A 21,536-nucleotide genomic window follows, 5' to 3' on the forward strand; every position below is an offset into this window, starting at 1 on the left:
CTCTACTCCGCTGGATCTAACCTCGATGAGGGCCGAGGCCTGGGAAGGAGCATCCAAGGAGCAGTCCCATCTCCTCGGCTTCACCTCCTGAAGACACCTCTTCCATGGAGGTGGTCCCCCGGTTCTCCTAGCCTTTGGAAGCGTAGTTCCTCTCAAGCGGATAAGGGATCTAGCGGACCCTTTCTACCCGCAGCGGATAGCCTAATGCGGTGCCGCTCCGAACAGTTCAGGCCTATCTGACGGGGAGGTCCAGGAGGGGCGAAGCCCCTCTTGCGTCTCAAAACCCGTGCGGATCGCCTCCAGCTGTACAGGGTCATCTGCCCGGTCCCGAAGGAGCACCCACCGCCCCTTCGCGAACCCTTGCCTTCATTCCCTAGCGTTCCGGGGCTTTCCACTCCCGCACTTCGGCGGGGCGTCCTCTTCCCGGAAGCGTAACGATCACGGTCCCGCTGCCGGTGTTGGCATCGGTCCGGTTCCATGAGCGAAGCGGCGGGGCGACTTCGAGGGCGGTGGCTTCTCTTCCCGTCGCCGAAATGAGGATCACGTCGTTTGGCGCGATCGCCGCGAGCCATTCGGGGTCGAGGGTGAAGTCTTTTTCTTTCCGGCTCTGGACGAGGACGGACGCTTTGAATGAGTCCTGATGCTCGCCCGCTTTGGCCAGCAGGTCGCGCTCCATCCCGATGCCGATGCCTCCGGCGTAGAGGAGACGACTGCCGTCGTGATCGAAGAGGAGGACGAGGCCGAGATCGGAGGCGGTTCGTCCCGGAGAATCTTCCATGGGAGACAAGGCGGTGACTTTCAGTCCGCCGCCGAGGTCGAGAGTGTCTCCGTACGTCAGGAGGGAAGAGGGCCGGTAATCCCGGAGCACAGCGATCCATTCGGGGGCTTTCCGCCGTGTGGGGGGAAGCGGCGGCGCGTAGACGGCCGGGGCGTTGGCGAAGAGCTCAGGAAGGCGGGGGAGGACCGCGCCCTGCGGGGCCGTCCATTGGGTGAGGAAGAGGCCGTCGAGGCGGTTGATGCCGTAATATTTCCGGACGGGATCGAGGCCGGAGAAGTACCCTTTTTCGTTCCCGGGGTTGAGGAGGTAGGTCTTGCCGCCGCTTTGGATCAGGGCGGCGGTGCCGTAGCCGGAGCGGGTGAGGATGATCCGGGTTTGAGGTTCCGATCCCAACGGGGCGACGTAGTGGGAGGCGTGGGGGAGGTGGGCCATGAAGCTGACCCAGGCGAGGAGGGCTTTGACGAAGAGCCAATTGGCGTTGTTCAGCAGGATGCCGAGCCACGAGGAGATCGGGGCGAGGAGGAGGGTGAGGAAGCCGACGGTGAAGATGAGGCCGCCGAGGGGGACGGCGATGAAATTGGCGGGGACGGAGACGAGGCAGAGTTGGTGGAAGTCGAAGAGCTCGAGTCCGGCGACGCCGAGCCAGGCGACGAGGGAGGCGGCGAGGAGGGCGCAGACGGTTCGGTTGACGTGTTCGCGCCCCTGCTGCCAGGGGGTGGCGTAGCGGAGGGGGATGAAGGGATCGAGGGCGAAGGGCCGCCGCAGGAGGCGGTCGAGCGGGGCGGCGAAGAGGATGAGGGCGAGGACGATGGCGAAGGAGAGCTGGAACCCGAGGTCGAGGGCGGCGGCAGGGCGGAGGGCGAGGAGGCCGAGGAGGGTGAGGGACCAGAAGTTGAGCGGCGAGACGGGCCGCCCGATCCGCCACGCGACGAAGAGGGCGACGGCGGCGAGGAAGGCGCGGATGATGCTGGCCTGGTTCCCGGTGGTGACGACGTAGAGGTAGAGGAGGGGTATCGCCATCCAGCCCCAACGCCACGAGATGAGGCCCCCGAAGCGGAGGACGCCGATGAGGAGCCCGGCGAGGAGGACGAGGTTCCCGCCGCTGACGGCGAAGAGGTGGTAGGTGCCGGTGGTGCGGAATTCCGAGAGGACCCAGGGGGAGACGGTCTCCTTCTGGCCGAGCATCATGCCGGAGAGGATCGCGCCGACGGCGGGGTCGTCCTCGATCCCCTTTTGCAATTGGGCGACGCTCCAGGCCCGCGTTTTCTCTCCCAACGCGGCGCTTTCGAGCCCCTTTGATTCGCGGACAAAGAGGGCGCTCGAATCGGGGAGTCGCAGGCGGAAGTGGATCTCCTGTGCGGCGAGGTAGGAGCGGCTGTCGAACACGCCGGGGCCGGAGGGCGGGGCGGGTGGTTCGAGGGGGCCGGAGAGGCGGACGGTCTCGCCGGAGTTCCAGCGGTTCGGCGTCCCCTCCAGGGTGACGTCGACGAGGCCGGAGGCCGGTCGCCACGCGGCGTAGGGCGACTCCCGCCAGCGGGTGACGGCGAAGGGGAAGTGGGAGCGGCCCAAGGAGAGGGCGGCATCCGATTTGCGCGGGGAGGGGGTGAAGTCGGGCGCGGCGGCGATCCGGCCCTCCCATTGGGGGTTGAGGAACTTCCCTTTCGGGAGGACGCGAAGATCGTCCGGGGGAGGACAAGCGAGGGGGAGGCGGGCGTGGAACATTGCCCCGGCGAGGCAGAGGAGGAGGAAGAGGGCGGTGGAGAACCGCCGGAGCCACGAGGCGGGCCAGCCGATGCGGCCCGTTCCCAGGAGGAGCCATCCCGCCGACCCGCAGCCGAGGATGAGGCCGAGCGCGGGGAGGGAGAGGGGAAAGGCCCCGCCGACGACGGAGCCGACGGCGAAGGCGAGGGCGGGGAGGAAGAGCGGGGAGCGGGGGACGGAGGCGTGGGGATCGTGATCCTGGGTATGGGCGCCGTCCCCCATAGCCGTGCTCTTAGCTCAACCGGTTTTTGAAGACCGTCTGGGAGGCGGGGAGGCGGCCGCTGAACTTCGGGACCTCGGCGGGATAGCCGACGGGGAGGACGAGGGCGATGGCGATGTCGGGGTTGCCCTCCGCGCCGATCACTTTCTTCACGCCATCCTCGGTCCAGCCGTTCATGAAGCAGGAGCCGAGGCCGAGGCTCTCCGCCGCGAGGGCGGTGTGGGTGGCGGCGATGAGGGCGTCCTTGATGGTGTATTCCCGGATGAGGCCGTTGGCCTCCAGGCCGTGCTGGAAGCCGGGGATCGCGCCGCCGAAGAACTCGATGACCTTCTCGGGCCACGCGCCGAGGCGGCGGGCCTCGTCGAAGGTGGCGGGAAGGGTCTTCTCCCAGCCCTTGAGATCGACGGCGAAGACGAAGACGGCGGGGGCCTGGGTGATCTGCTTCTGCTTCCAGCAGACCTCGGCGAGGGCTTCCTTCTGGGCCGGATCGTCGACGACGACGATGCGCCAGGGCTGGAGGTTGAAGCTGCTCGGCGCGGCGAGGGTGAGGGTAATGACCTGCTCGAGGATCTCGGCGGGGATCGCGTCGGGCTTGAAGCTCTTCACGGAACGGCGCTGGTGGATGGCGTCGGAGAGCGGTAGCGGGAGGGGAAGGCTCATGGCGGGGAGGGTTGGGTTTGGAGGTTCGTTTTAAGGCTGTTCCTTTAGAGCTGTTCCTTGAAGCGGCCTTCCTCGAGGTCGATCAGGTCGAAGTGGGTTTCGACGCGGCGGCGCGTGGCGGGGAGGCTGGCGCGGGTCTGGTCGAACTTCGCCTGCTTGTCGGCCGTGTCGGGCTTGCGGCGGGAGAGGCGCTCGTTGAACTCGGCGACGGCGTGGCTGCCGGGCCACGCGGGGCCGACGTGCTGGCGGAGGCGGCTGAGGACTTCCTCGTCGCTCCCGGCGTCCTGGGCGATCTTCTCGAAGGCTTTCCCTTCGAGGCAGAGGAAGTCGAGGAGGAACTTGTCGAAGCCGGTGGTGAGGTAGTTGTAGCCGGGGAGCTTCCCGGCGGGATAGTAGCGGGCCTTGTCGATGAGGCGGGGGAGGTGGACGATGCCTCCGAGCTTCTCGTAGGGGCTGCGGGGCAGGACCTCGGGCTGGCGCGTGGTGGGAAGATTGGCCTCCGTCCAGGCCCGCCAGCCGCCCGCAACGGAGCGGACGTTCTTGTACCCCATCCGCATCAGGCTTTCCCCGGCGAGGGCGGAACGGTAGCCGCCGCCGCAGTAGAGGAGGATGGCGGTGTCGGTGTCGGGGAGGCGCTTCTCGATGTCGCGCTCGATCGTCCCCTTGCTCAGGTGGATCGCGCCGGAGGCGTGGAGGGCGTTCCATTCGCTCTCCTCGCGGACGTCGACGAGGTGGGCGTCGCCTTTTTTGGAGAGAAAGGCGGCTTCCTCGACCCCGATCTCGGGGACGCGGGCAAGGGCGGTTTCGACAAGCTGGAGAAAACGGGGGCTGTGGTTCGTGGACATGGGTGAACGGGAAATTATGCCTTCCAGGCCCGGAAAGGTCAACGGGCTAGACGGGGAGAGGGAGAAGGGGTAGACAGGTTCTTTCCCGATGAAAAACATCGTTTACTTCGACCTCGAAACCCAGAGAAGCGCCGCCGAAGTCGGAGGCTGGCAGAACAAGCGCGAGATGAAGATGTCGGTCGGCGTGACCTACAGCACCGCCGCCGAGGCCTACCGCATCTATCCCGAGGAGGAGGCCGAGGAGCTGATCAAGGAACTCCGCCGGGCCGACTGCGTCGTCGGGTTCAACATCCTCAATTTCGACTTCCAGGTACTGGAGGCCTACACCCTCTTCGACCTCGGTACCGTCGCCGCCCTCGACCTCATGGTCGACGTGGAGAAATCGCTCGGCCGCCGCCTCGGCCTCGACGCCATCGCCTCGGAGACCCTCGGGGTCGGCAAGACCGGCCACGGCACCGACGCCCTGAAGTGGTGGAAGGAAGGCCGGATGATGGAGATCGCCGAATACTGCTGCTACGACGTGAAGGCGACGAAGCTGGTCCACGAATTCGGCGCAAGCCGCGGCCAAGTCTATTACATGAACGACCGGACGAAGCGGCGCGAGGCGATTGCGGTCGGCGGGTGGAAGATCGAGTAGGGGGTTGCGAAGCGGGCGGTGGATGCTCCTTCGGGACCGGGTAGATGACCCTGTACAGCTGGATGTAACCCACACGTGTTTTAAGACGCAAAAGGGGCTTGCCTCCCGGCCATCCAAGTCTTTCGGTAGAGCGCGTCCGCTAGATCCCTTGTCCGATTGGGAGGAACTACGCGTCCCAGTGCTGGCGGAGCCGAAGCGGCTAAAACCCCGACTGCCGGGTGATCTTCCACTCGTTGACCAGCTCGCGGGGGAGTTCGAGGAGGAAGCGCGAGGGGCTCTGCCAGGCGTCCCGGTATCCGGCGCTGGCGCGGACGACGGGGTAGCTGAGATACAATTCATCCTTCGCCCGCGTGACGGCGACGTAGAAGAGGCGGCGTTCTTCTTCCTCGCCCTCGGGGCTCTCGCAGGCGCGGGAGGAGGGGAAGAGGCCGTCGCAGAGCATCATGACGAAGACGGCCTTCCATTCGAGGCCCTTGGCCTGGTGGACGGTGCTGAGTCGGATGGCGTCGCCGTTGAAGTCGTCCCGGCGGCGGTTCTTGCTCGCCTCGTCGTCGACGTTGGTGAGGAGGGTGAGCTGGGCGAGGAATTCGCTCGTGCTCTCGAACTGCTCGGAGAAGGCGCGGAGCTGGCTGAGGTCCTCGAGGCGGGCCTCGAAGTTCGGGAACTGGACCTTCATGTAGTCCTCGTAGACCGCCTCGATGACGAGCTTGATCATGTCGGAGGTCCGATTCTCCAGCTCGGGGGCGAGGAGCTGCTCGTGGGTGGCGGCCCATTGCTTCCAGGCTTCGACGGCCTTGGCGGGAGGGGCGATGGCGGCGAGGGGGGTGCCGGAGGCGAACTTGTACCAGAGCTTCTCGGCGGTCTTGTCGCCGAGGCCGGGGAGCATCCGGGCGATCCGCTTGAAGGAGATCTCGTCCTTCGGGTTGAGCGCCAGCTTGATGTAGGCGCAGACGTCCTTCACGTGGGCCTGCTCGAAGAAGCGGATGCCGCTGGTGATCTGGAAGGGGATGTTCCGGCGGGTGAGCTCCATCTGGAGTTCCATCGCGTGGAAGTGGGCGCGGTAGAGGACGGCGATCTCCCGCAGCTCGATCCCCTCCTCGTGGAGCTCGACGATCCGCTGGCAGATGAACTGGGACTGCTGGTTGGCGTCGCCGAGGCAGACGAGGGCGGGCTTCACTCCTTCCTCGGGGCGGGAGGAACGGAGGTTTTTCTTGAACTGGTTGACGTTCCCGGCGATGGCGGCGTTGGCGAGGTTGAGGATCGCCGGGGTGCTCCGGTAGTTGGTCTCGATGCAGATGGTCCGGGTCCCGGGATAACGCTCGGGGAAGGAGAAGATGTTCTGGAAGTTGGCCCCGCGCCAGGCGTAGATACTCTGGGCGTCGTCGCCGACGGCCATGACCTGCTTGTGCCCGTCGGCGAGGAGGTCGATGAGGTCGGCCTGGAGCTTGTTCGTGTCCTGATACTCGTCGACGAGGAGGTGGTGGAAGTGCTGCTGGTAGCGTTCCCGCAGCTCGGGGCGGAGCTGGAAGAGGTGGAGGCAGAGGACGAGGAGGTCGTCGTAGTCCATGACGTTCGCCGCTTCCTTTCGCTCCTTGAAGAGGCGCTGGAGGGAGGCGAGGGCGTCGTAACGCTCGACGAGCCAGGGCTGGTGGGCCTCCAGCGAGGCGGCGAGGCTTTTCCGGGTGTTGGCGGCCATCCCGAAGGCCTCGAGGACGACGTCGCCCTTGGGGAATTCCTTGTCCTTCGGGTCGATCCCGGCGTCGCCGTAGCAGGCGTTGAGGAGTTCCTTCGAGTCGTCCCGATCCATGATCGTGAAGTCGAGGCCGAAGCCGAGGAGGTTCGCGTGGCGGCGGAGGAGGCGGTTCGCGATGTGGTGGAAGGTGCCGCCCCACATCCGGCTGATGTCGTGCGGGAGGAGGTCGCCGACGCGGTGGAGCATTTCCTTCGCTGCCTTGTTCGTGAAGGTGGCGAGGAGGATGTTCTCCGGCTCGACGCCGTTCTCGATGAGGTAGGCGACGCGGTAGGTGAGGGTCCGGGTCTTGCCGGAGCCCGCGCCCGCGATGATGAGGAGGGGGCCGGGGGTGGCGGTGACGGCGGCGTACTGCTCCGCGTTCAGCTCCTTCGCGTAGTCGATCTGGTGGGAGGCGGGGCGGTGGGAGGGCGGGGTGTGGAGCGTGTATTCGTGCGCCATGGGGTTCCCCTTATTTCGCCTTCGCCCGGGTCCAGCGGAGCATGTTCCACTTCCCCTTCGCCTTCTTTTGATCGAGGCGGAACCCGGCCTTGGCGAAGGCCTTCTCCACGTCGGCGACCTGGTCCTTGAGGATGCCGCTCAGGAGGAGGAGCCCCTGCGGCTTCAGGGCCCGGGCGAAGACGGGGGCCTGGGTGATGAGGAGGTCGCTGAAGAGGTTGGCGCAGATGACGTCGTAGCGGACGGGGGGTTTCCACCGCTGGACGTCGACCTCGGCCCAGGCGATGGCGGCCTTGGCGAAGTTGCGGCGCTCGTTGGCCTTGGCGGTCTTGATCGCCTGGGGATCGTAATCGAAGGCGTCGACCTGGACGGCGCCGAGGACGCGCATGGCGAGGGCGAGGATGCCGCTGCCGGTCCCGGCGTCGAGGACGCGGAGGCCCTGCCACGAGTCGCGGGGGCGGGCGGCGAGTTCCCGGAGGATCATCCCCGTGGTGGCGTGCTGGCCGGTGCCGAAGGCGAGCCCGGCGGGGATGCGGAGGAGGGCGGGGCCCGACGGGTCTTGGGGTGCCTTGGGCGGCTTCGCGTCGGTTTCCTCGGGGAGGATGACGAGGTTCTTGCCGAATTTCATCGGCTTCGTCTCGGTCGCCTTGGCGAGCCAGGCGGCGACGGGAAGCTTCCGCAGGCGGCCGCCGAAGTGGCGGACGAGTTTCTTCCCCTCGGCCTCGGTCTTCGGCCACGCCTCGAGGCGGGCGAGGCGGCCGCCGGGCTTCTCGACGACGGTGAGGCGGTCGGCCCCGACGAAGGCGAGGCGCTCGAGCCAGGCGTCGATCCATTTCGGCGAGACGGGCCGGGTCCAGACCCAGTGGGCCGACGGCAGGGGGGGAGGGGGGGTGCTGCTCATGCCTGGCGCCTCCCTTACATGCTGAAGCGCGGCCCGAGGTAGAGGTCGCGCGTCACGGGGTCGTTGATGAGGAAGTCGCTGGTGCCGTGGCTCTCGACCTTGCCCTCGTAGATGAGGTAGGCGCGGTCGACGACGGAGAGGGTTTCCCGGACGTTGTGGTCGGTGATCAGGATGCCGATGCCGCGCTCGCGGAGGGAGAGGATGATCTGCTGGAGGTCGAAGACGGCGAGGGGATCGACGCCGCTGAAGGGTTCGTCGAGGAGGAGGATCGAGGGCTCGGTGACGAGGGCCCGGGCGATGGCGAGGCGGCGTTTCTCGCCGCCGGAGAGGGTGAGGGCGAGGTTGTTGCGGAGCCCTTCGAGGCCGAAGTCGAGGAGGAGTTCCTGGCACCGTTCCTCGCGCTCGCTCTCGTCGAGGGGGAGGAATTCGAGGATCGCCATGAGGTTCTCCTCGACGGTCATCTTGCGGAAGATCGATTCCTCCTGCGGGAGGTAGCCGAGGCCCCGGCGGGCGCGGCGGTACATCGGCATCTTCGTGACGTCCTCGCCGTTGAGGAAGACGCGCCCCTCGGTCGGCGGGACGATGCCGACGATCATGTAGAAGGTGGTGGTCTTCCCCGCGCCGTTCTTGCCGAGGAGGCCGACGACTTCGCCCTTCCTCACCGAGATCGTGACGCCGTTGACGACGGTCCGCCCGTCGTAGGCCTTCACGAGCGATTCGCCCCGGATCAGTTCCTCGGCGTCGTGGACGGTCTCGACACCGGTTCTGGCAGCCGCGACGGGCGTCGGCTCATTCACCGCTTCAATCGCCGGGGCGGGCGTTTCGAGCGGAGTCTCGGCCGGAACCTGGGCCTCGGGTTCCGCCTGGGGCGCGACGGCGCCGGGAGGCGGTGTTTTGGGAACGGGAGGGGTCTGTTCGGGTTCCGAGGACATGGGCTTCTAAGTTGGGGCGGGGCCGGAAAAAGGCAAGCCCGGCCCGGTTACGCCGCGTGGCCGGTCAGTTCGGCCATCTCGGCGGTGACCTTGTCCCACTCGCTGATCTTCTGGTTGAGCGTCGCGCCGGTCTCGGAGAGCTTCCGGCTGATCTCGGCCCCGCCGCCGTTGGCGTCGTAGTTGGCGGTGTCGGCCATGAGGGCGGTGAGCTCGGCCTGCTGGGCTTCGAGGTAGGCGATCTCCTTCTCCACGGCGACGAGGCGGGCTTCGACCTCCTTCTTGACCTTGGAGCGGGCCTGCCGGGCCTCGGCCTCGGCGCGCTTCTGTTCCTTGGTCTTGAAGACGGAGGGGCCGTCCTGCTTCTTCGCCTCGGCGGGGGCCTCGGGACGGGCGTTCTCGCCGATGCCGCCGGCGACGAGGGCGGCCTTCTCGGAGACGGCGCCGCTCTTGTCGAGGTAGTATTGGTAGTCGCCCGCGTAGCGGACCGGCTTGCCGCCGTGGATGTGGACGACGCTCTTGGCGAGGGCGCGGATGAAGTAGACGTCGTGGCTGATGAAGATGAGGGTGCCGGAGAACTGCTTCAGCGCCTCGATCATCGCGTCGATGCTCCCCATGTCGAGGTGGGTCGTCGGCTCGTCCATGAGGAGGAGGTTCGGCGGGTCGAGGAGGAGCTTCACCAGGGCGAGGCGGCTCTTCTCGCCGCCGCTGAGGACGCTGATCCGCTTGAAGGCGTCGTCCCCCCGGAAGAGGAAGGAGCCGAGGACGGTCCGGGCGACCTGCTCGGAGACCGGCTTCTCGCAGGTGAGGATCTCCTCCATCACGGTCCGCTTCGAGTTCAGCATCTCGACGCGGTTCTGGGAGAAGTAGCCGACCTTCGTGTTGTGGCCCAGCTCGCGGAGGCCCGCCTGGACGGGGAGGGCGCCGGAGAGGAGCTTCAGCATCGTCGACTTGCCCGCGCCGTTCGGCCCGACGAGGACGATCCGCTCCTCCTTCTCGACCTCGAAGTTGAGGTCCTTGTAGACGACGTGGTCGCCGTAGGCGTGGTCGACGTTCTTCAGGGTGATGACGCGCTGGCCGCTCGGCTTCGGCTGGGGGAAGCGGAAGCCGATGGTCTTCTCGGTGCCGAGGGGGGCCTCGATTTTCTCCATCCGCTCGATCTGCTTCAGCTTCGACTGGGCCTGGGAGGCCTTGCTGGCCTTGGCGCGGAAGCGGTCGGCGAAGTCCTGGAGGCGCTCGATTTCCTTCTGCTGGTTCTTGTAGGCCGCGAGCTGGCGTTCCTCGTCGGCGGCCTTCTGGACGACGTAGTCGTCATAGTTGCCGCGGTACCGCTTCAGCCGCCCGTGGGCGACGGCGACGACGGCCTCGGTGAGCTGGTTGAGGAAGTCTCGGTCGTGGGAGATCATCAGGATCGCCCCGGGATAGCCCATGAGGTAGTTGCGGAACCAGCCGACCGACTCGAGGTCGAGGTGGTTGGTCGGTTCGTCGAGCATCAGGAGGTCGGGCTCCATGACGAGGAGGCGGGCCAGGTGGGCGCGCATGACCCAGCCTCCGCTCATCGTCCGGGCGGGCTTGTCGAAGTCGGCATCGCGGAAGGCGAGGCCGGAGAGGATCCGCTTCGCCTTCGGCTCGAGGGCGTGGCCGCCGAGTTCGGAGAAGAGGCCGAGGGCGTCGTGGTAGGCGTCCTCGCTTCCCTTGCCTTCGGTCTCCCATTCGAGGATCACCTTCTGGAGGCGGCCGATCTCGGGGGTGATCGCGGTGGCGAGCTGGAGGATCGTCTCCTCGCCGACGGGGGCGGTCTCCTGCGGGAGGAAGCCGAGGGTGGTCCCCTTCTCGCGGACGATCGTCCCGTCGTCGGGCTCGTTCAGGCCGAGGATCAGGGAGAAGAGGGTCGACTTGCCCGCGCCGTTCGGGCCGACGATGGCGATCCGCTCGCCGACGTTGATCTGGAGGGAGACGTCCTCGAAGAGGGTGCGGGAGCCGTAGGACTTCGAGACGCCGGAAAGGGTGAGCATGGGACTACTTTCCTTCGATCCAGCCGGTCATGAAATCCTGGCGGAGGACGGGGTTGAATTCGACGAAACGCTGGGTCGAGATGCCCTCGACGGCGAAGGGGTCCCCGGCGCAGAAGGCCTGGAGCTCCTCCAGGGTCTCGGCGCGGGCGAGGAGGATGCCCCCGGCGGCGGCGACCTGGGGGCCGGAATAGAGGAGGATTCCCTTGTCGAAGCCGGTCTGGAGGTAGGCGCGATGGGCGGGCCGGTGGGCGGCGATGGTTTCTGGGGTGGCGGAGTAGCTGAGTTCGACAAGGAAATGCTTCATGGGGACGGGGTCAAATTTGAGTGCGCCGTCGGGAAACGGAACACAGTGAAGGGTTACCTTAGGTTAACCCCTCCAGGTGTGGCAAGCCGCAAGCGGCTCTCTCTTTCCGGCGGCAAAAAGAAGCCCGGACGGCCCTGATCGCGTGAGGCGAATCAAGGCCGTCCGGGCGGAATGACGCCGAGGTGGGGGCTTTAGGGGTTCGCCGTGCCGGAGGAGGCGCTGGTGTCAGGGGCGGCGGGGGTCGAGGCGTCGGAGGGGCGGGGCGGCGTGGGGACCGGGGGCGGGTTGGTCTCAGAGTTCACGGCGGGGGAGGGAGGAGGGGGCGGCGTGACGCTGCTGTCGTTGTTCCGGTTGCACCCGCCGAGGGAGACGGAAACGGTGAGGAGGGCGAGGCCCAAGAGTTTCATCTTCATGATTTCGGAGGTGCAACTCGCATGCCCGGGGGAAGGCCTCCCGACGTGGGCCTTTCCCATTCAAGCGGATAGCGTTCCGGGGGGGAGAAAAGAGATCGCAGCCGTTCCTTGAATGCCATGCATTACTCGGTTTCGGCAGGCATAATGCAATGCCGCTCTTAAAGAGGTTTCGGGCGTGGATGCTGAATGGGAGGCACTTAACCCCCGTGAAAACCTTTGGCATGCCCCATGCACCTCGTGTGTATGAAAAAGGCAACTCCGACAAAACGTACGTCCTCCTCCTCTGCCGCCAAGCCCGCGCCCCGTGCGAGCCGCGCCACCTCGGTCCTCTCCAGCGGTCCCGCCAAAAAGGTCCTCACGAAGGTCATCGCGGGCGCCGCAGCGAAGCGGGTCGGGAAGAAGGTCCTTAACAAGGCGGTCACCTTCGCCAAGGAAAAGCCGCTGGTCACCGCCGCCGCCGCCGCCGGGGCCGGGTTCCTGGTCGGCATGATCGCGCGCGGTTCCTCCAAGCCGTCCGACGAATCATGACTCCGATCCCGCGCCGTCAGTTCCTGTTCACGGGCGCGGTAGGCTTGGCCGGGCTGGCCTTCTCGGGCAGGCTGGGGGCGGCGACGCCCCCGGGCCCGAGCGACATCGGCCCGGTTCCCCTCACTCCGGTCGGTCCGCCGCCGGTTCCCGTGGCGGCGAAGGCGTCGGCCGATGTGGCCGACGTCCCGTCCCCGGCGGCGTGGCCGGCCGAGAAGCGGATCGGCTTCGCGATCGTCGGCCTCGGTGGCCTGGCCCACGACCAGCTCCTTCCCGCTTTCTCCCTCTCGAAGCGGGCGCGGATCGCCGGTCTGGTCAGCGGCTCGCCCGAGAAGGCCTCGGCCGTCGCCGGTCAATACGGAGTGAAACAGGATAGCGTCTATGGATACGACGAGTGGGAGCGGATCGCCCAGAACCCCGACATCGACGCAGTCTATCTTGCGGTTCCGAACTCCCTCCACGCCCAATACACCTTCCTCGCGGCGAAGGCGGGAAAGCACGTCCTTTGCGAGAAGCCGATGGCGACGAGCGCCATCGAGGCCCAGCAGATGATCGACGCCTGCGCCCAGGCGAGCCGGAAGCTCATGGTCGCCTACCGCTGCCAATACGAGGTTTTCAATCGCGCCCTGATCGACCTCGTCCGCCAGAACCTCCTCGGGCAGGTCGGCCTGATCGAGGCCTGCAACGTCCAGTCGATCGGCAATCCGCTCCAGTGGCGGCTGAAGAAGGCGCTCTCCGGCGGCGGCTCCCTGCCCGATCTGGGGCTCTATTGCGTCAACTCGGCCCGGGCCGTCCTGGGCGAGGAACCGTTCGAGGTCTCGGCCCGCGTCTGGAACCCGCCGAACGATCCCCGCTTCAGCGAGGTCGAGGACACGATGGCCTTCACCCTCCGCTTCCCCGGCGGGGCCTTGGTCAACTGCTCGTCGAGCTACAGCCTCCACCGGTCCCAATCGCTCCGCGTCTACGGGACGCAGGGCTGGGCCGAGCTTGAGAACGCCTTCGCCTACCGGGGCCCCCGGCTGATCGTCCACGGGAAGGACGGGACGAAGGAAATCACGACCGAGCCGACCCTCGAATTCCAGAATCCCTTCGCCCTCGAGCTCGATCACTTCGCGAGCTGCATCGTCCGCGACGTGAAGCCCTATACGCCCGGCGAGGAAGGTCTCCAGGATCACCGCATCATGGAGGCGCTCTACCAGTCGGCCCGCATGGGACGGACCGCCGCCCTGGCCTTCCCTCCCGCGACGCGGGGGCCCGCCCCGATTTGAGGGGTTCCTCGCGGAAGGGGATCGAATAGCGGGACCCTCGTAGGACGACACGGTCCGAAGCAGGAAAGGGAGAGCCCCGTAACGGGGAGAGGGAAAAGCCGGGTAGCCCCAACGGGATTCGAACCCGTGCACCCGCCTTGAGAGGGCGGTATCCTAACCAATTAGATGATGGGGCCATCCGAATCGGGGAGGGTGGAATATGACCAAAGGGCCCTTTTCGCGCAAGTTCTAACTTTGGAGGCCGCCACTTTGATGTTCCGGCCGATGGAAAAGAAATCGGCTTCCCGCTCAGAGCCGCCTTGCCAAGGACGGGACAACATTACTAATGTCCCCTTCCCATTGCCTGATGGTGTAAAGGTAGCACAGGAGATTTTGGATCTCTTAGTCATGGTTCGAATCCATGTCAGGCAACTTCCCTCCCTCCGGTCTTCTACCTAAGGAACTCTCTCCGTTGGCAACCGGCCGATACGGGTGTATGCTTGGGGTGCGTGACTGAGAATGGCTATCTCTCGTGGCGAGTGGAGAAGATCAAGCTCCCGGCGATCCAGGATGGCTCCTCCGCGCCGGTTTCCCTTTCCCGGAACGACGTCCTCGCCGTCGAGGAACCCCTCGAAATCCAGGTCGAGGCGGGCGGGGTCTGGCGGACGATCACGATCACCATGCGGACGCCGGGGGACGATGCCGAGCTGGCCGCCGGATTCCTGGCCGGGGAGGGGATTCTCCGCTCTCCGGGGGAGATCGCCGAAATCGACGGGCGGACGCCCCATCCCGGACGCCAGATCCGCCTTCGCCTCTCCGTGGCGGAGGGCGCACCTGCTCCTGCTCCAGCTCTTATTGACCGCCTCGATCGCGCGGGGCGTCTCTCCTATGCGACCTCGGCCTGCGGCGTCTGCGGCAAGGCCTCGCTGCGGGGCGTCGACGAAAGCCTCGTCGAGGTCGATTCCCCCGATGCCGGAGTTTCCTCTGGTGAGGGAACGGTGTGCGTTCCCCTCCTGGCTCCCTTTTCGGCGCCGATACCGGCGGCCCTCGTCGCCGACCTGCCCCGGAGGCTCCGGGCGGCCCAGGCGGTCTTCGAGCGGACGGGGGGGCTCCATGCGGCGGGGCTCTTCGACTCGATCGGGGAACTCCCGCTTCTCGTGGTCCGGGAGGACGTGGGGCGGCACAACGCGGTCGACAAGGTTGTCGGCAACCGCCTCCTGACCCCGGGCGGCTGGCCCGCGGGCCGGGCGATCCTCGTCGTCAGCGGGCGGGCGAGCTTCGAGCTGGTGCAGAAGGCGGTCGCGGCCCGGATTCCGATGCTCGTCTCGGTCGGTGCTCCCTCCAGCCTCGCGGCGGAGACGGCCCGCCACTTCGGCCTCACCCTCGTCGGCTTCACCCGCGCCGAGGGCTTCAATATTTACTCCGGAGGGGAACGGATCGCCGTCGTTCCCGAGGCCGGGGGTCTTTCCCGTTTCACCGAACCCGCTACCCTTTCCGTGCCATGACCTCGAAACCTTCCGATCTTTCCCGCTCCCATCCCTCGGCCCTGACCGCCGACGACGCCGAGAAGGTGCGCCAGGACGACCGCTGCGAGGTCGCGGCGGGGATCCCCGGCGTCTGGCAGACGATGCGTTTCGCGGTCGGGGAGATGGGGCCGATCCGGGGGATCGGGCAGCTCCTGAAGCTGAACCAGAAGGACGGCTTCGATTGCCAAAGCTGCGCCTGGCCGACGCCCGACGGGGAACGCTCCTTCGCCGAGTTCTGCGAGAACGGGGCGAAGGCCGTCGCCGACGAGGGGACGAAGAAGCGGATCACGGCGGAATTTTTCGCGACCCACTCGGTCGCCGACCTGGCAGCGCAGACCGACCATTGGCTCAACGCGCAGGGACGGTTGACGGAGCCGATGGTCCTCCGCAAGGGGGCGACCCATTACGCGCCGGTCTCCTGGGACGACGCCTTCGGCCTGATCGGGGAGGAGCTCCGCTCCCTCGCCTCGCCCGACGAGGCGACGTTCTACACCTCGGGCCGGGCGAGCAACGAGGCGGCGTTCCTCTACCAGCTCTTCGTCCGCAGCTACGGGACGAACAACCTCCCCGACTGCTCGAACATGTGCCACGAGTCGAGCGGCTTCGGCCTCCGGGAATCGATCGGGGTCGGGAAGGGGACGGTGACGCTCGACGACTTCAACCACACCGACGCCATCTTCCTCGTCGGCCAGAATCCCGGGACGAACCATCCCCGGATGCTGACCTCGCTGGCGACGGCCCATGAAAAGGGGACGAAGATCGTCTCGGTCAACCCGCTTCCCGAGGTCGGCAATTTCCGCTTCAAGAATCCCCAGCATTTCAAGGACATGGGCCATCCGATCCTGGCGGCGACGACGCTCCTCGGGAAGGGGGCGCAGATCTCCGACCTCTGGCTTCCCGTCCGGCTCAGCGGCGACCTCGCCGTCTTCCGGGGCATCGCGAAGTTCCTCCTCGACGAGGAGGGCCGAAAACCGGGCTCGGTCCTCGCCGCCGATTTCATCGCGCAGAAGACCGACGGTTTCGAGGCTTACCGGAAGGCGGTCGAGGCGACGCCGTGGGACGAGATCTGCCGCGTCAGCGGGTTGACCCGCCTCCAGATCGAGGAGGCGGGCCGGATCGCCCTCAACGCGAAACGGATGATCATCTGCTGGGCGATGGGGATCACCCAGCAGCCCGAGGGGGTCGCGGCGATCCAGGAAATGGTCAACGTCCTCCTCATGGGCGGCCACATCGGACGGCCCGGCGCCGGCGTCTGTCCCGTGCGCGGCCACAGCAACGTCCAGGGGGACCGCACCGTCGGCATCTGGGAGCAGATGCCCGAATCGTTCCTGGCGCGGCTCGACAAGGAATTCGGCCCGGCCGGTTTTCACGCGCCCCGGCATCACGGCTTCGACGCCGTCGAGACGATCAAGGCGATGCACGACGGGCGGCTCAAGGTCTTCTTCGGCCTCGGCGGCAACTTCCTCTCGGCGACGCCCGACACCGAGTTCACGGCCCGGGCCCTCCGCAACTGCCGCCTCACGGCCCATGTCTCGACGAAGCTGAACCGCGCCCACCTCGTCACCGGCGAGGTCGCCCTGATCCTGCCGTGCCTCGGGCGGACCGAGGTCGATCTCCAACCCTCGCCCGGTTCGGACGATCCCGAGGGGAAGCCGCAGTTCGTGACCGTCGAGGATTCGATGGGGGTGATCAGTTCCTCGCGCGGGACGCTCGCCCCGGCCTCGGCGAATCTCAAGAGCGAGGTGGCGATCGTCTGCGGCCTCGCCAAGGCGACGCTGAAGGGCTCGCTCCGTGGACGGGAAAACCGGATCGACTGGGACGCGTTCCAGGCCGATTACGGGACGATCCGCTCGGCGATCGAGCGGGCGGTCCCCGGCTTCGAGCCCTACAACGCGCAGATCGCCGCCGGGCCCTTCTACCTGCCGAACGCGGCGCGGGGAGGGAAGTTCGAGACCCCCTCGGGGAAGGCGGTCTTTTGCACCCACGGCCTCCCGGACAACAGCCTTCCCGAAGGCCAGTTCGCCCTCATGACGATGCGGAGCCACGACCAGTTCAACACGACGATCTACGGCCTCGACGACCGTTACCGGGGGATCTACGCCGGGCGGCGCGTCGTCTTCCTCAACCCCGACGACGTCCGGGAGATGGGCCTCCAGGCGGGCCAGATGGTCGACCTCACCAGCCACTTCAAGGGGGTCGAGCGGACGGCGACGCACTGGATGGTCGCCCCCTACTCGATCCCGCGCCGTTCCGCCGCCGCCTACTTCCCGGAGGCGAACGTCCTCGTCCCGATCGAGAGCGTCGTGAAGACGAGCAACACGCCCACGTCCAAATTTGTTCCCGTCACCATCCGGCCTTCTTCCGATGCGGAAGCGGCCTCCTCCGCCTTCGTCGCCTCCGTGGCGGGCGAAGTCGGAGGCAGATAGCCGAAGAAGCATTCCGCATCGGGAGGTGTCCCGCACGTTCGTGCGGGGCGGGGGGGATCGGGTGGCGACGGGGCAGAGCAACATCAGAAAGGAAAATCCACTATGTCATTCCTCGATCGATCCCATTCCGTCGCCGGTCCCGGCTACAACCGATGGTTGGTGCCGCCCGCCGCCCTCGCCATCCACCTCTGCATCGGGGAGGTCTACGGATTCAGCGTCTTCAAGCTCCCGCTGGCCTCCCTCCTCGGCACCGGCGGGAAGCCGGGCGCGGGCGACTGGACGCAGACCCAGATCGCCTGGGTCTTCTCCATCGCCATCGTCTTCCTCGGCCTCTCGGCGGCGGTCTTCGGGAAGTGGATGGAGAAGAACGGCCCGCGCAAGGCGATGTTCGCCGCCGCGTGCTGCTTCGGCGGCGGCTTCCTCGTCGCCTCGGTCGGGGTGCGGATCCATTCGCTGAGCCTGATCTATCTCGGCTACGGCGTCCTCGGCGGGATCGGCCTCGGCCTCGGCTACATCTCGCCGGTCTCGACGCTGGTGAAGTGGTTCCCCGACCGGCCCGGCATGGCGACGGGGATGGCGATCATGGGCTTCGGCGGCGGGGCGATGATCGGCGGTCCGCTTGCGGTCCTGTTGATGAAGCACTTCTCCGCCTCGCCCACCCACGGCGTCGCCCCCGCGATGGTCGTGATGGGGATCGTCTATTTCCTCTTCATGCTCTTCGGCGTCTTCACGGTCCGCGTCCCGGCCCCGGGCTGGGCGCCCGCCGGATATGTGCCGCCTGCCGAGTCGAAGGGGCTGATCACGAAGCACAACGTCTCGGTCGACCGGGCGTGGAGGACTCCCCAGTTCTGGTGCCTCTGGGTCGTCCTCTGCTTCAACGTCACGGCGGGCATCGGCATCCTGGAACAGGCCTCCCCGATGATCCAGGAGATGCTCCTGGTCCCGAGGGCGACGGCGGGGATCGATCCGGCCGACACCGCGTCGATCGCCGCCGCCAAGGCCCCGCTCGCCGCCGTCGCCGCCGGGTTCGTCGGCCTGCTGAGCCTCTTCAACATGGGCGGGCGGTTCTTCTGGTCGTCGATCTCCGATTACATCGGGCGGAAGCCGGTCTACTTCATCTACCTCCTCCTCGGGCCGGTGCTCTACTGCCTGATCCCCGTCGCGGGCCGGGCGGGAAGCGTCGGGTTCTTCGTCCTCCTCTGCGTCCTGATCCTGACGATGTACGGCGGCGGCTTCGCGACGGTGCCGGCCTATCTTAAGGATCTCTTCGGATCGGTCCAGGTCGGGGCGATCCATGGGCGGCTCCTCACGGCGTGGTCGGTCGCCGGGGTCCTCGGGCCGCTCCTCGTGAACAAGATCCGCGAATCCCAGATCGCCGCCGGGGCGACGGGGGTCGAGCGTTACGCTCCGACGATGTACCTGATGGCCGGTCTCCTGGTCGTCGGGGCGATCTGCAACGGGCTGGTCCGCCCGGTCGATTCCAAAAACTACCTCTCCGAAGAGGGGTCGAAAAAATAAAGCAAGAAAGGCAAAGCATGAACGATACCCCTCATTCCGTCCCCGCCGCCGCCATCGCCCTCTCCTGGCTCTTCGTCGGCATCCCGCTGGCGTGGGGCGTCTACCAGACGATCCAGAAATCGCTGGCGCTGTTCCATTGAGCCGAAGATTGAAGGCAATCTCGGGAATGGCTTGAAAAGGGCCGCCGGGCTGCTTGGTTGTGGGGGTGGCCCTGGCCTCCCCCGCATCCCGCCGCCTGTGCGGCCTCCTTCTTTGCTCGCTAGCCATGGGAATGGCTGTCCCGGGCTTCGGGGAGATCCTTTCCAATCCCGGCTTCGAGACCGGGCTGCAGGGTTGGAGCGCCCTCTGGACCCGGGAAGCCGACGCCGGGACGGTGGCCCTCGACGGCCGGGAGTTTCACGGCGGGGCGACCTCGCTCCGGATCGAGCATCGGGGAGCGAAGGACTGGAGCCTCGAGGCGAAAGACCGCCTCGCCGTCGCGCCCGGCGACCTGGTCGAGATCTCGGCCTGGGCAAAAAGCTCCGAGGCCGACTCCGACGCCAGCCACCTGACGCTTTGCGTGGCGAGCCGGAACGACTTCGGCACGGTCGAGCAATGGAACCTCGGCGCCTTCCCGTTCGATCGGGCCGAGGGCAAGGCGGGCGAGTGGCGGCGGCTCCGTTCCCGCTTCCTCGTCCCGCCCGGCGTCGTCGAGGTCCAGCTCCGGCTCATCGGTTCCGGCGTGGGACGGCTGTGGGTCGATGATCTCTCCCTCGTGAAGCTCCCCGGCCTCGGCGAACTGAGAAACAAGGACATGCCCCCGAAGATCACTCTCTCGAACCCGGCCCTCGACGTGACCCTCGATACGGGGGCGGGAGCCTTCACCGTCGTCGACCGCCGGACCGGGGAGACCTTCCGCCAGAATCCGGTCTCCCCCGACGTCGTCCTGCTGAACGCGGAGGCAGGAAAGGCTCCCGACGATCTCGCGCTCCGCTTCACCCTCCTCAACGCCGCCACGGGGATGAAGATCGAGGCGACCCTCCGTCTCGACCCGGCCCGGCCCGAGTTCACCCTCGACCTCGCCGCCCAGGGGGAGTTGCCCGGCACCCTCCATTATCCCGGTCCCTTCCTCACGAAGCCGGGGCAATACCTCGTCGTCCCGATGAATGAGGGGATTTCCTACCCGGTCGAGGACCCCGACATCCAGCCGATGGACCTCGTCGCCTACGGCGGCCACGGGATCTGCATGGCCTTCTGGGGCGTCACCGACGGGGAACACGGCCAGATGGCGATCCTCGAAACGCCCGACGACGCCGCGATCCGGATCGACCGCCATGACGGAAAACTCGACATCGCCCCCCAATGGGAGCCGCAGAAGCGGCAGTTCGGCTACCCCCGCCGTCTCCGTTACATCTTCTTCGACCAGGGCGGCCATGTGGCGATGGCGAAGCGTTATCGGGCCTACGCGAAGGAGACCGGCCTGTTCAGGACCCTCGAGCAAAAGCGGAAGGAAAATCCCGAGGTCGACCGGCTGATCGGGGCAGTCAACGTCTGGTGCTGGGACAAGAACGCCGTCCCCTTCGTCCGGGAGCTGAAGGCGGCGGGCATCGACCGCATCCTCTGGAGCAGCGCCCAGTCGCCCGAAACCCTCAAGGCCCTCAACGACCTCGGCGTCCTCACCAGCCGCTACGATATCTACCAGGACGTGATGGACCCGGCCCAGTTTCCCCGCCTCCGCTACGTCCATTCCGATTGGCCGACGGCGGCATGGCCCGACGACCTGGTCCGCAACGCGGGCGGCGATTGGGTCCACGGCTGGGACGTCGAGACGAAGGACGGGGGGCTTTATCCCTGCGGCGTCCTCAGCGATGGCCAGGCGCTGAAATATGCCCGGGAACGGGTCCTCGCCGACCTCGCCACCCATCCCTACCGCTGCCGCTTCATCGACACCACCACCGCCTCCCCGTGGCGCGAGGACTACAATCCCCTCCATCCGATGACCCGCTCCCAATGCCGCGAGGCCCGGATGGCCCTCCTGAAGTTCATCTCGGCCGATTGCCACCTCGTCACCGGGAGCGAGACGGGGCACGACGCCGCGGTTCCCTTCGTCGATTACTTCGAGGGGATGCTCAGCCTCGGGCCCTATCGCGTCCCCGACGCGGGCCGGGAGATGCAGCGCGTCTGGGACGAGGTGCCGGAGAACCTCTCGAAGTTCCAGGTCGGCCACGCCTACCGCCTCCCGCTCTGGGAGCTGGTCTACCACGAGTGCGTCGTCGCCCAATGGTATTGGGGCGATTACAGCAACAAGCTCCCGGCCCTCTGGGACAAGCGCGACCTCTTCAACGTCCTCTACGGCACCCCTCCCATGTTCATGTTCGACCGCGCTGGCTGGGACAAGAACAAGGAACGCTTTGCCCAGAGCTATCGGAACGTCGCCCCGGCGGTCCGCGCCGTCGGCTACAGCGAGATGACGAACCACCGCTTCCTCACCCTCGACCGCAACGTCCAGCAGACAACCTTCGCCAACGGCACCGTCGTCACCGTGAACTTCGGTTCCCAGCCCTACCGGACGCCGGGTGGGACCCTCCTGGCTCCCCTCGGCTTCCGGGTCGATCAGGCGAATTAGCCCTAACCTTTCCGGCACCTTTGCGGGATTCGTTTTTT

At 66.9% G+C, this 21,536-nt stretch carries 17 protein-coding genes and 2 tRNA genes; 9 read left to right on the top strand and 10 right to left on the bottom strand.

The window, feature by feature from the left end; translation table 11 throughout:
* Positions 1-373 precede the first annotated feature (373 nt).
* The 3 genes from BLU04_RS11210 to BLU04_RS11220 are packed head-to-tail and all read right to left on the bottom strand — an operon-like array spanning position 374 to position 4,264.
* Positions 374-2,761 carry a ComEC/Rec2 family competence protein gene (locus BLU04_RS11210; RefSeq protein WP_093285933.1) on the bottom strand — a complete coding sequence of 796 codons (2,388 nt, stop codon included), beginning with the start codon at positions 2,759-2,761 and terminating at the stop codon, positions 374-376.
* A gap of 10 nt (positions 2,762-2,771) precedes the next feature.
* On the bottom strand, positions 2,772-3,419 hold the full coding sequence (locus tag BLU04_RS11215) for a nitroreductase family protein (RefSeq protein WP_093285936.1): 648 nt from the start codon (positions 3,417-3,419) through the stop codon (positions 2,772-2,774).
* Between the two features lie 44 nt (positions 3,420-3,463).
* Positions 3,464-4,264: a DUF5069 domain-containing protein gene (locus BLU04_RS11220; RefSeq protein ID WP_093285939.1), complete on the bottom strand. Its 801-nt coding sequence runs from the start codon at positions 4,262-4,264 to the stop codon at positions 3,464-3,466.
* Positions 4,265-4,352: 88 nt separating this feature from the next.
* Between BLU04_RS11220 and BLU04_RS11225 the strand changes: the two genes are divergently transcribed.
* Complete coding sequence (locus tag BLU04_RS11225; RefSeq protein WP_093285941.1) at positions 4,353-4,901, top strand: ribonuclease H-like domain-containing protein; 549 nt, start codon at positions 4,353-4,355, stop codon at positions 4,899-4,901.
* Between the two features lie 199 nt (positions 4,902-5,100).
* Here the strand turns inward: BLU04_RS11225 and BLU04_RS11230 are convergent, their stop codons facing one another.
* The 6 genes from BLU04_RS11230 to BLU04_RS11255 form a co-directional block, all read right to left on the bottom strand.
* Positions 5,101-7,092 (bottom strand): ATP-dependent helicase, encoded by a 1,992-nt coding sequence (locus BLU04_RS11230; RefSeq protein WP_093285944.1) that lies wholly within the window; start codon positions 7,090-7,092, stop codon positions 5,101-5,103.
* A 10-nt stretch (positions 7,093-7,102) separates the two neighbouring features.
* Positions 7,103-7,990 (bottom strand): 50S ribosomal protein L11 methyltransferase, encoded by an 888-nt coding sequence (locus tag BLU04_RS11235; protein WP_093285947.1) that lies wholly within the window; start codon positions 7,988-7,990, stop codon positions 7,103-7,105.
* A 14-nt stretch (positions 7,991-8,004) separates the two neighbouring features.
* Entirely contained in the window at positions 8,005-8,721 is a 717-nt protein-coding gene (gene lptB, locus BLU04_RS11240) for an LPS export ABC transporter ATP-binding protein (protein ID WP_304440563.1), read from the bottom strand.
* A 248-nt stretch (positions 8,722-8,969) separates the two neighbouring features.
* A complete protein-coding gene (locus BLU04_RS11245) occupies positions 8,970-10,934 on the bottom strand; it encodes an ABC-F family ATP-binding cassette domain-containing protein (RefSeq protein WP_093285951.1) in 1,965 nt (654 codons plus the stop codon).
* 4 nt (positions 10,935-10,938) lie between these two features.
* Positions 10,939-11,238 (bottom strand): YciI family protein, encoded by a 300-nt coding sequence (locus BLU04_RS11250; protein ID WP_093285954.1) that lies wholly within the window; start codon positions 11,236-11,238, stop codon positions 10,939-10,941.
* 191 nt (positions 11,239-11,429) lie between these two features.
* Entirely contained in the window at positions 11,430-11,651 is a 222-nt protein-coding gene (locus BLU04_RS11255; RefSeq protein WP_157895298.1) for a hypothetical protein, read from the bottom strand.
* Between the two features lie 243 nt (positions 11,652-11,894).
* On the opposite strand from BLU04_RS11255, the gene BLU04_RS11260 reads away from it, so the two are divergent.
* Together BLU04_RS11260 and BLU04_RS11265 are read left to right on the top strand one after the other, a co-directional pair.
* Complete coding sequence (locus BLU04_RS11260) at positions 11,895-12,179, top strand: hypothetical protein (protein WP_093285959.1); 285 nt, start codon at positions 11,895-11,897, stop codon at positions 12,177-12,179.
* Complete coding sequence (locus BLU04_RS11265) at positions 12,176-13,444, top strand: Gfo/Idh/MocA family oxidoreductase (RefSeq protein WP_093285962.1); 1,269 nt, start codon at positions 12,176-12,178, stop codon at positions 13,442-13,444. Before BLU04_RS11260 ends, BLU04_RS11265 begins: the two co-directional genes overlap by 4 nt.
* Positions 13,445-13,547: 103 nt before the next feature.
* Here the strand turns inward: BLU04_RS11265 and BLU04_RS11270 are convergent.
* A tRNA-Glu gene (locus BLU04_RS11270) sits at positions 13,548-13,620 on the bottom strand.
* A gap of 164 nt (positions 13,621-13,784) precedes the next feature.
* Here BLU04_RS11270 and BLU04_RS11275 point away from each other — a divergent pair.
* The 6 genes from BLU04_RS11275 to BLU04_RS11295 all read left to right on the top strand — a co-directional run bounded on the left by BLU04_RS11275 (position 13,785) and on the right by BLU04_RS11295 (position 21,498).
* Positions 13,785-13,855 (top strand) — tRNA-Gln (locus BLU04_RS11275).
* A gap of 77 nt (positions 13,856-13,932) precedes the next feature.
* Positions 13,933-14,928, top strand: a complete 996-nt coding sequence (locus BLU04_RS11280; RefSeq protein WP_197672941.1) for a formate dehydrogenase accessory sulfurtransferase FdhD — start codon at positions 13,933-13,935, stop codon at positions 14,926-14,928.
* Positions 14,925-17,375: an FdhF/YdeP family oxidoreductase gene (locus BLU04_RS11285; protein ID WP_093285967.1), complete on the top strand. Its 2,451-nt coding sequence runs from the start codon at positions 14,925-14,927 to the stop codon at positions 17,373-17,375. Before BLU04_RS11280 ends, BLU04_RS11285 begins: the two co-directional genes overlap by 4 nt.
* 102 nt (positions 17,376-17,477) lie before the next feature.
* Positions 17,478-18,893, top strand: coding sequence for an OFA family MFS transporter (locus BLU04_RS11290; protein WP_162274678.1), 1,416 nt, complete (start codon positions 17,478-17,480; stop codon positions 18,891-18,893).
* Between the two features lie 17 nt (positions 18,894-18,910).
* Positions 18,911-19,033 (top strand): oxalate:formate antiporter, encoded by a 123-nt coding sequence (locus BLU04_RS17105; protein ID WP_162274679.1) that lies wholly within the window; start codon positions 18,911-18,913, stop codon positions 19,031-19,033.
* Between the two features lie 125 nt (positions 19,034-19,158).
* Complete coding sequence (locus BLU04_RS11295; protein ID WP_157895299.1) at positions 19,159-21,498, top strand: glycoside hydrolase; 2,340 nt, start codon at positions 19,159-19,161, stop codon at positions 21,496-21,498.
* Positions 21,499-21,536 lie beyond the last annotated feature (38 nt).

This window comes from Verrucomicrobium sp. GAS474 (assembly GCF_900105685.1).
Lineage (GTDB): Bacteria > Verrucomicrobiota > Verrucomicrobiia > Methylacidiphilales > GAS474 > GAS474.

Excerpts from the sequence above, each read along its gene's own strand:
- BLU04_RS11210 (WP_093285933.1), bottom strand. The coding sequence starts at position 2,761 with ATGGGGGACGGCGCCCATACCCAGGATCACGATCCCCACGCCTCCGTC.
- BLU04_RS11215 (WP_093285936.1), bottom strand. The coding sequence starts at position 3,419 with ATGAGCCTTCCCCTCCCGCTACCGCTCTCCGACGCCATCCACCAGCGC.
- BLU04_RS11220 (WP_093285939.1), bottom strand. The coding sequence starts at position 4,264 with ATGTCCACGAACCACAGCCCCCGTTTTCTCCAGCTTGTCGAAACCGCC.
- BLU04_RS11225 (WP_093285941.1), top strand. The coding sequence starts at position 4,353 with ATGAAAAACATCGTTTACTTCGACCTCGAAACCCAGAGAAGCGCCGCC.
- BLU04_RS11230 (WP_093285944.1), bottom strand. The coding sequence starts at position 7,092 with ATGGCGCACGAATACACGCTCCACACCCCGCCCTCCCACCGCCCCGCC.
- BLU04_RS11235 (WP_093285947.1), bottom strand. The coding sequence starts at position 7,990 with ATGAGCAGCACCCCCCCTCCCCCCCTGCCGTCGGCCCACTGGGTCTGG.
- BLU04_RS11245 (WP_093285951.1), bottom strand. The coding sequence starts at position 10,934 with ATGCTCACCCTTTCCGGCGTCTCGAAGTCCTACGGCTCCCGCACCCTC.
- BLU04_RS11250 (WP_093285954.1), bottom strand. The coding sequence starts at position 11,238 with ATGAAGCATTTCCTTGTCGAACTCAGCTACTCCGCCACCCCAGAAACC.
- BLU04_RS11255 (WP_157895298.1), bottom strand. The coding sequence starts at position 11,651 with ATGAAGATGAAACTCTTGGGCCTCGCCCTCCTCACCGTTTCCGTCTCC.
- BLU04_RS11260 (WP_093285959.1), top strand. The coding sequence starts at position 11,895 with ATGAAAAAGGCAACTCCGACAAAACGTACGTCCTCCTCCTCTGCCGCC.
- BLU04_RS11265 (WP_093285962.1), top strand. The coding sequence starts at position 12,176 with ATGACTCCGATCCCGCGCCGTCAGTTCCTGTTCACGGGCGCGGTAGGC.
- BLU04_RS11285 (WP_093285967.1), top strand. The coding sequence starts at position 14,925 with ATGACCTCGAAACCTTCCGATCTTTCCCGCTCCCATCCCTCGGCCCTG.
- BLU04_RS11290 (WP_162274678.1), top strand. The coding sequence starts at position 17,478 with ATGTCATTCCTCGATCGATCCCATTCCGTCGCCGGTCCCGGCTACAAC.
- BLU04_RS17105 (WP_162274679.1), top strand. The coding sequence starts at position 18,911 with ATGAACGATACCCCTCATTCCGTCCCCGCCGCCGCCATCGCCCTCTCC.
- BLU04_RS11295 (WP_157895299.1), top strand. The coding sequence starts at position 19,159 with ATGGGAATGGCTGTCCCGGGCTTCGGGGAGATCCTTTCCAATCCCGGC.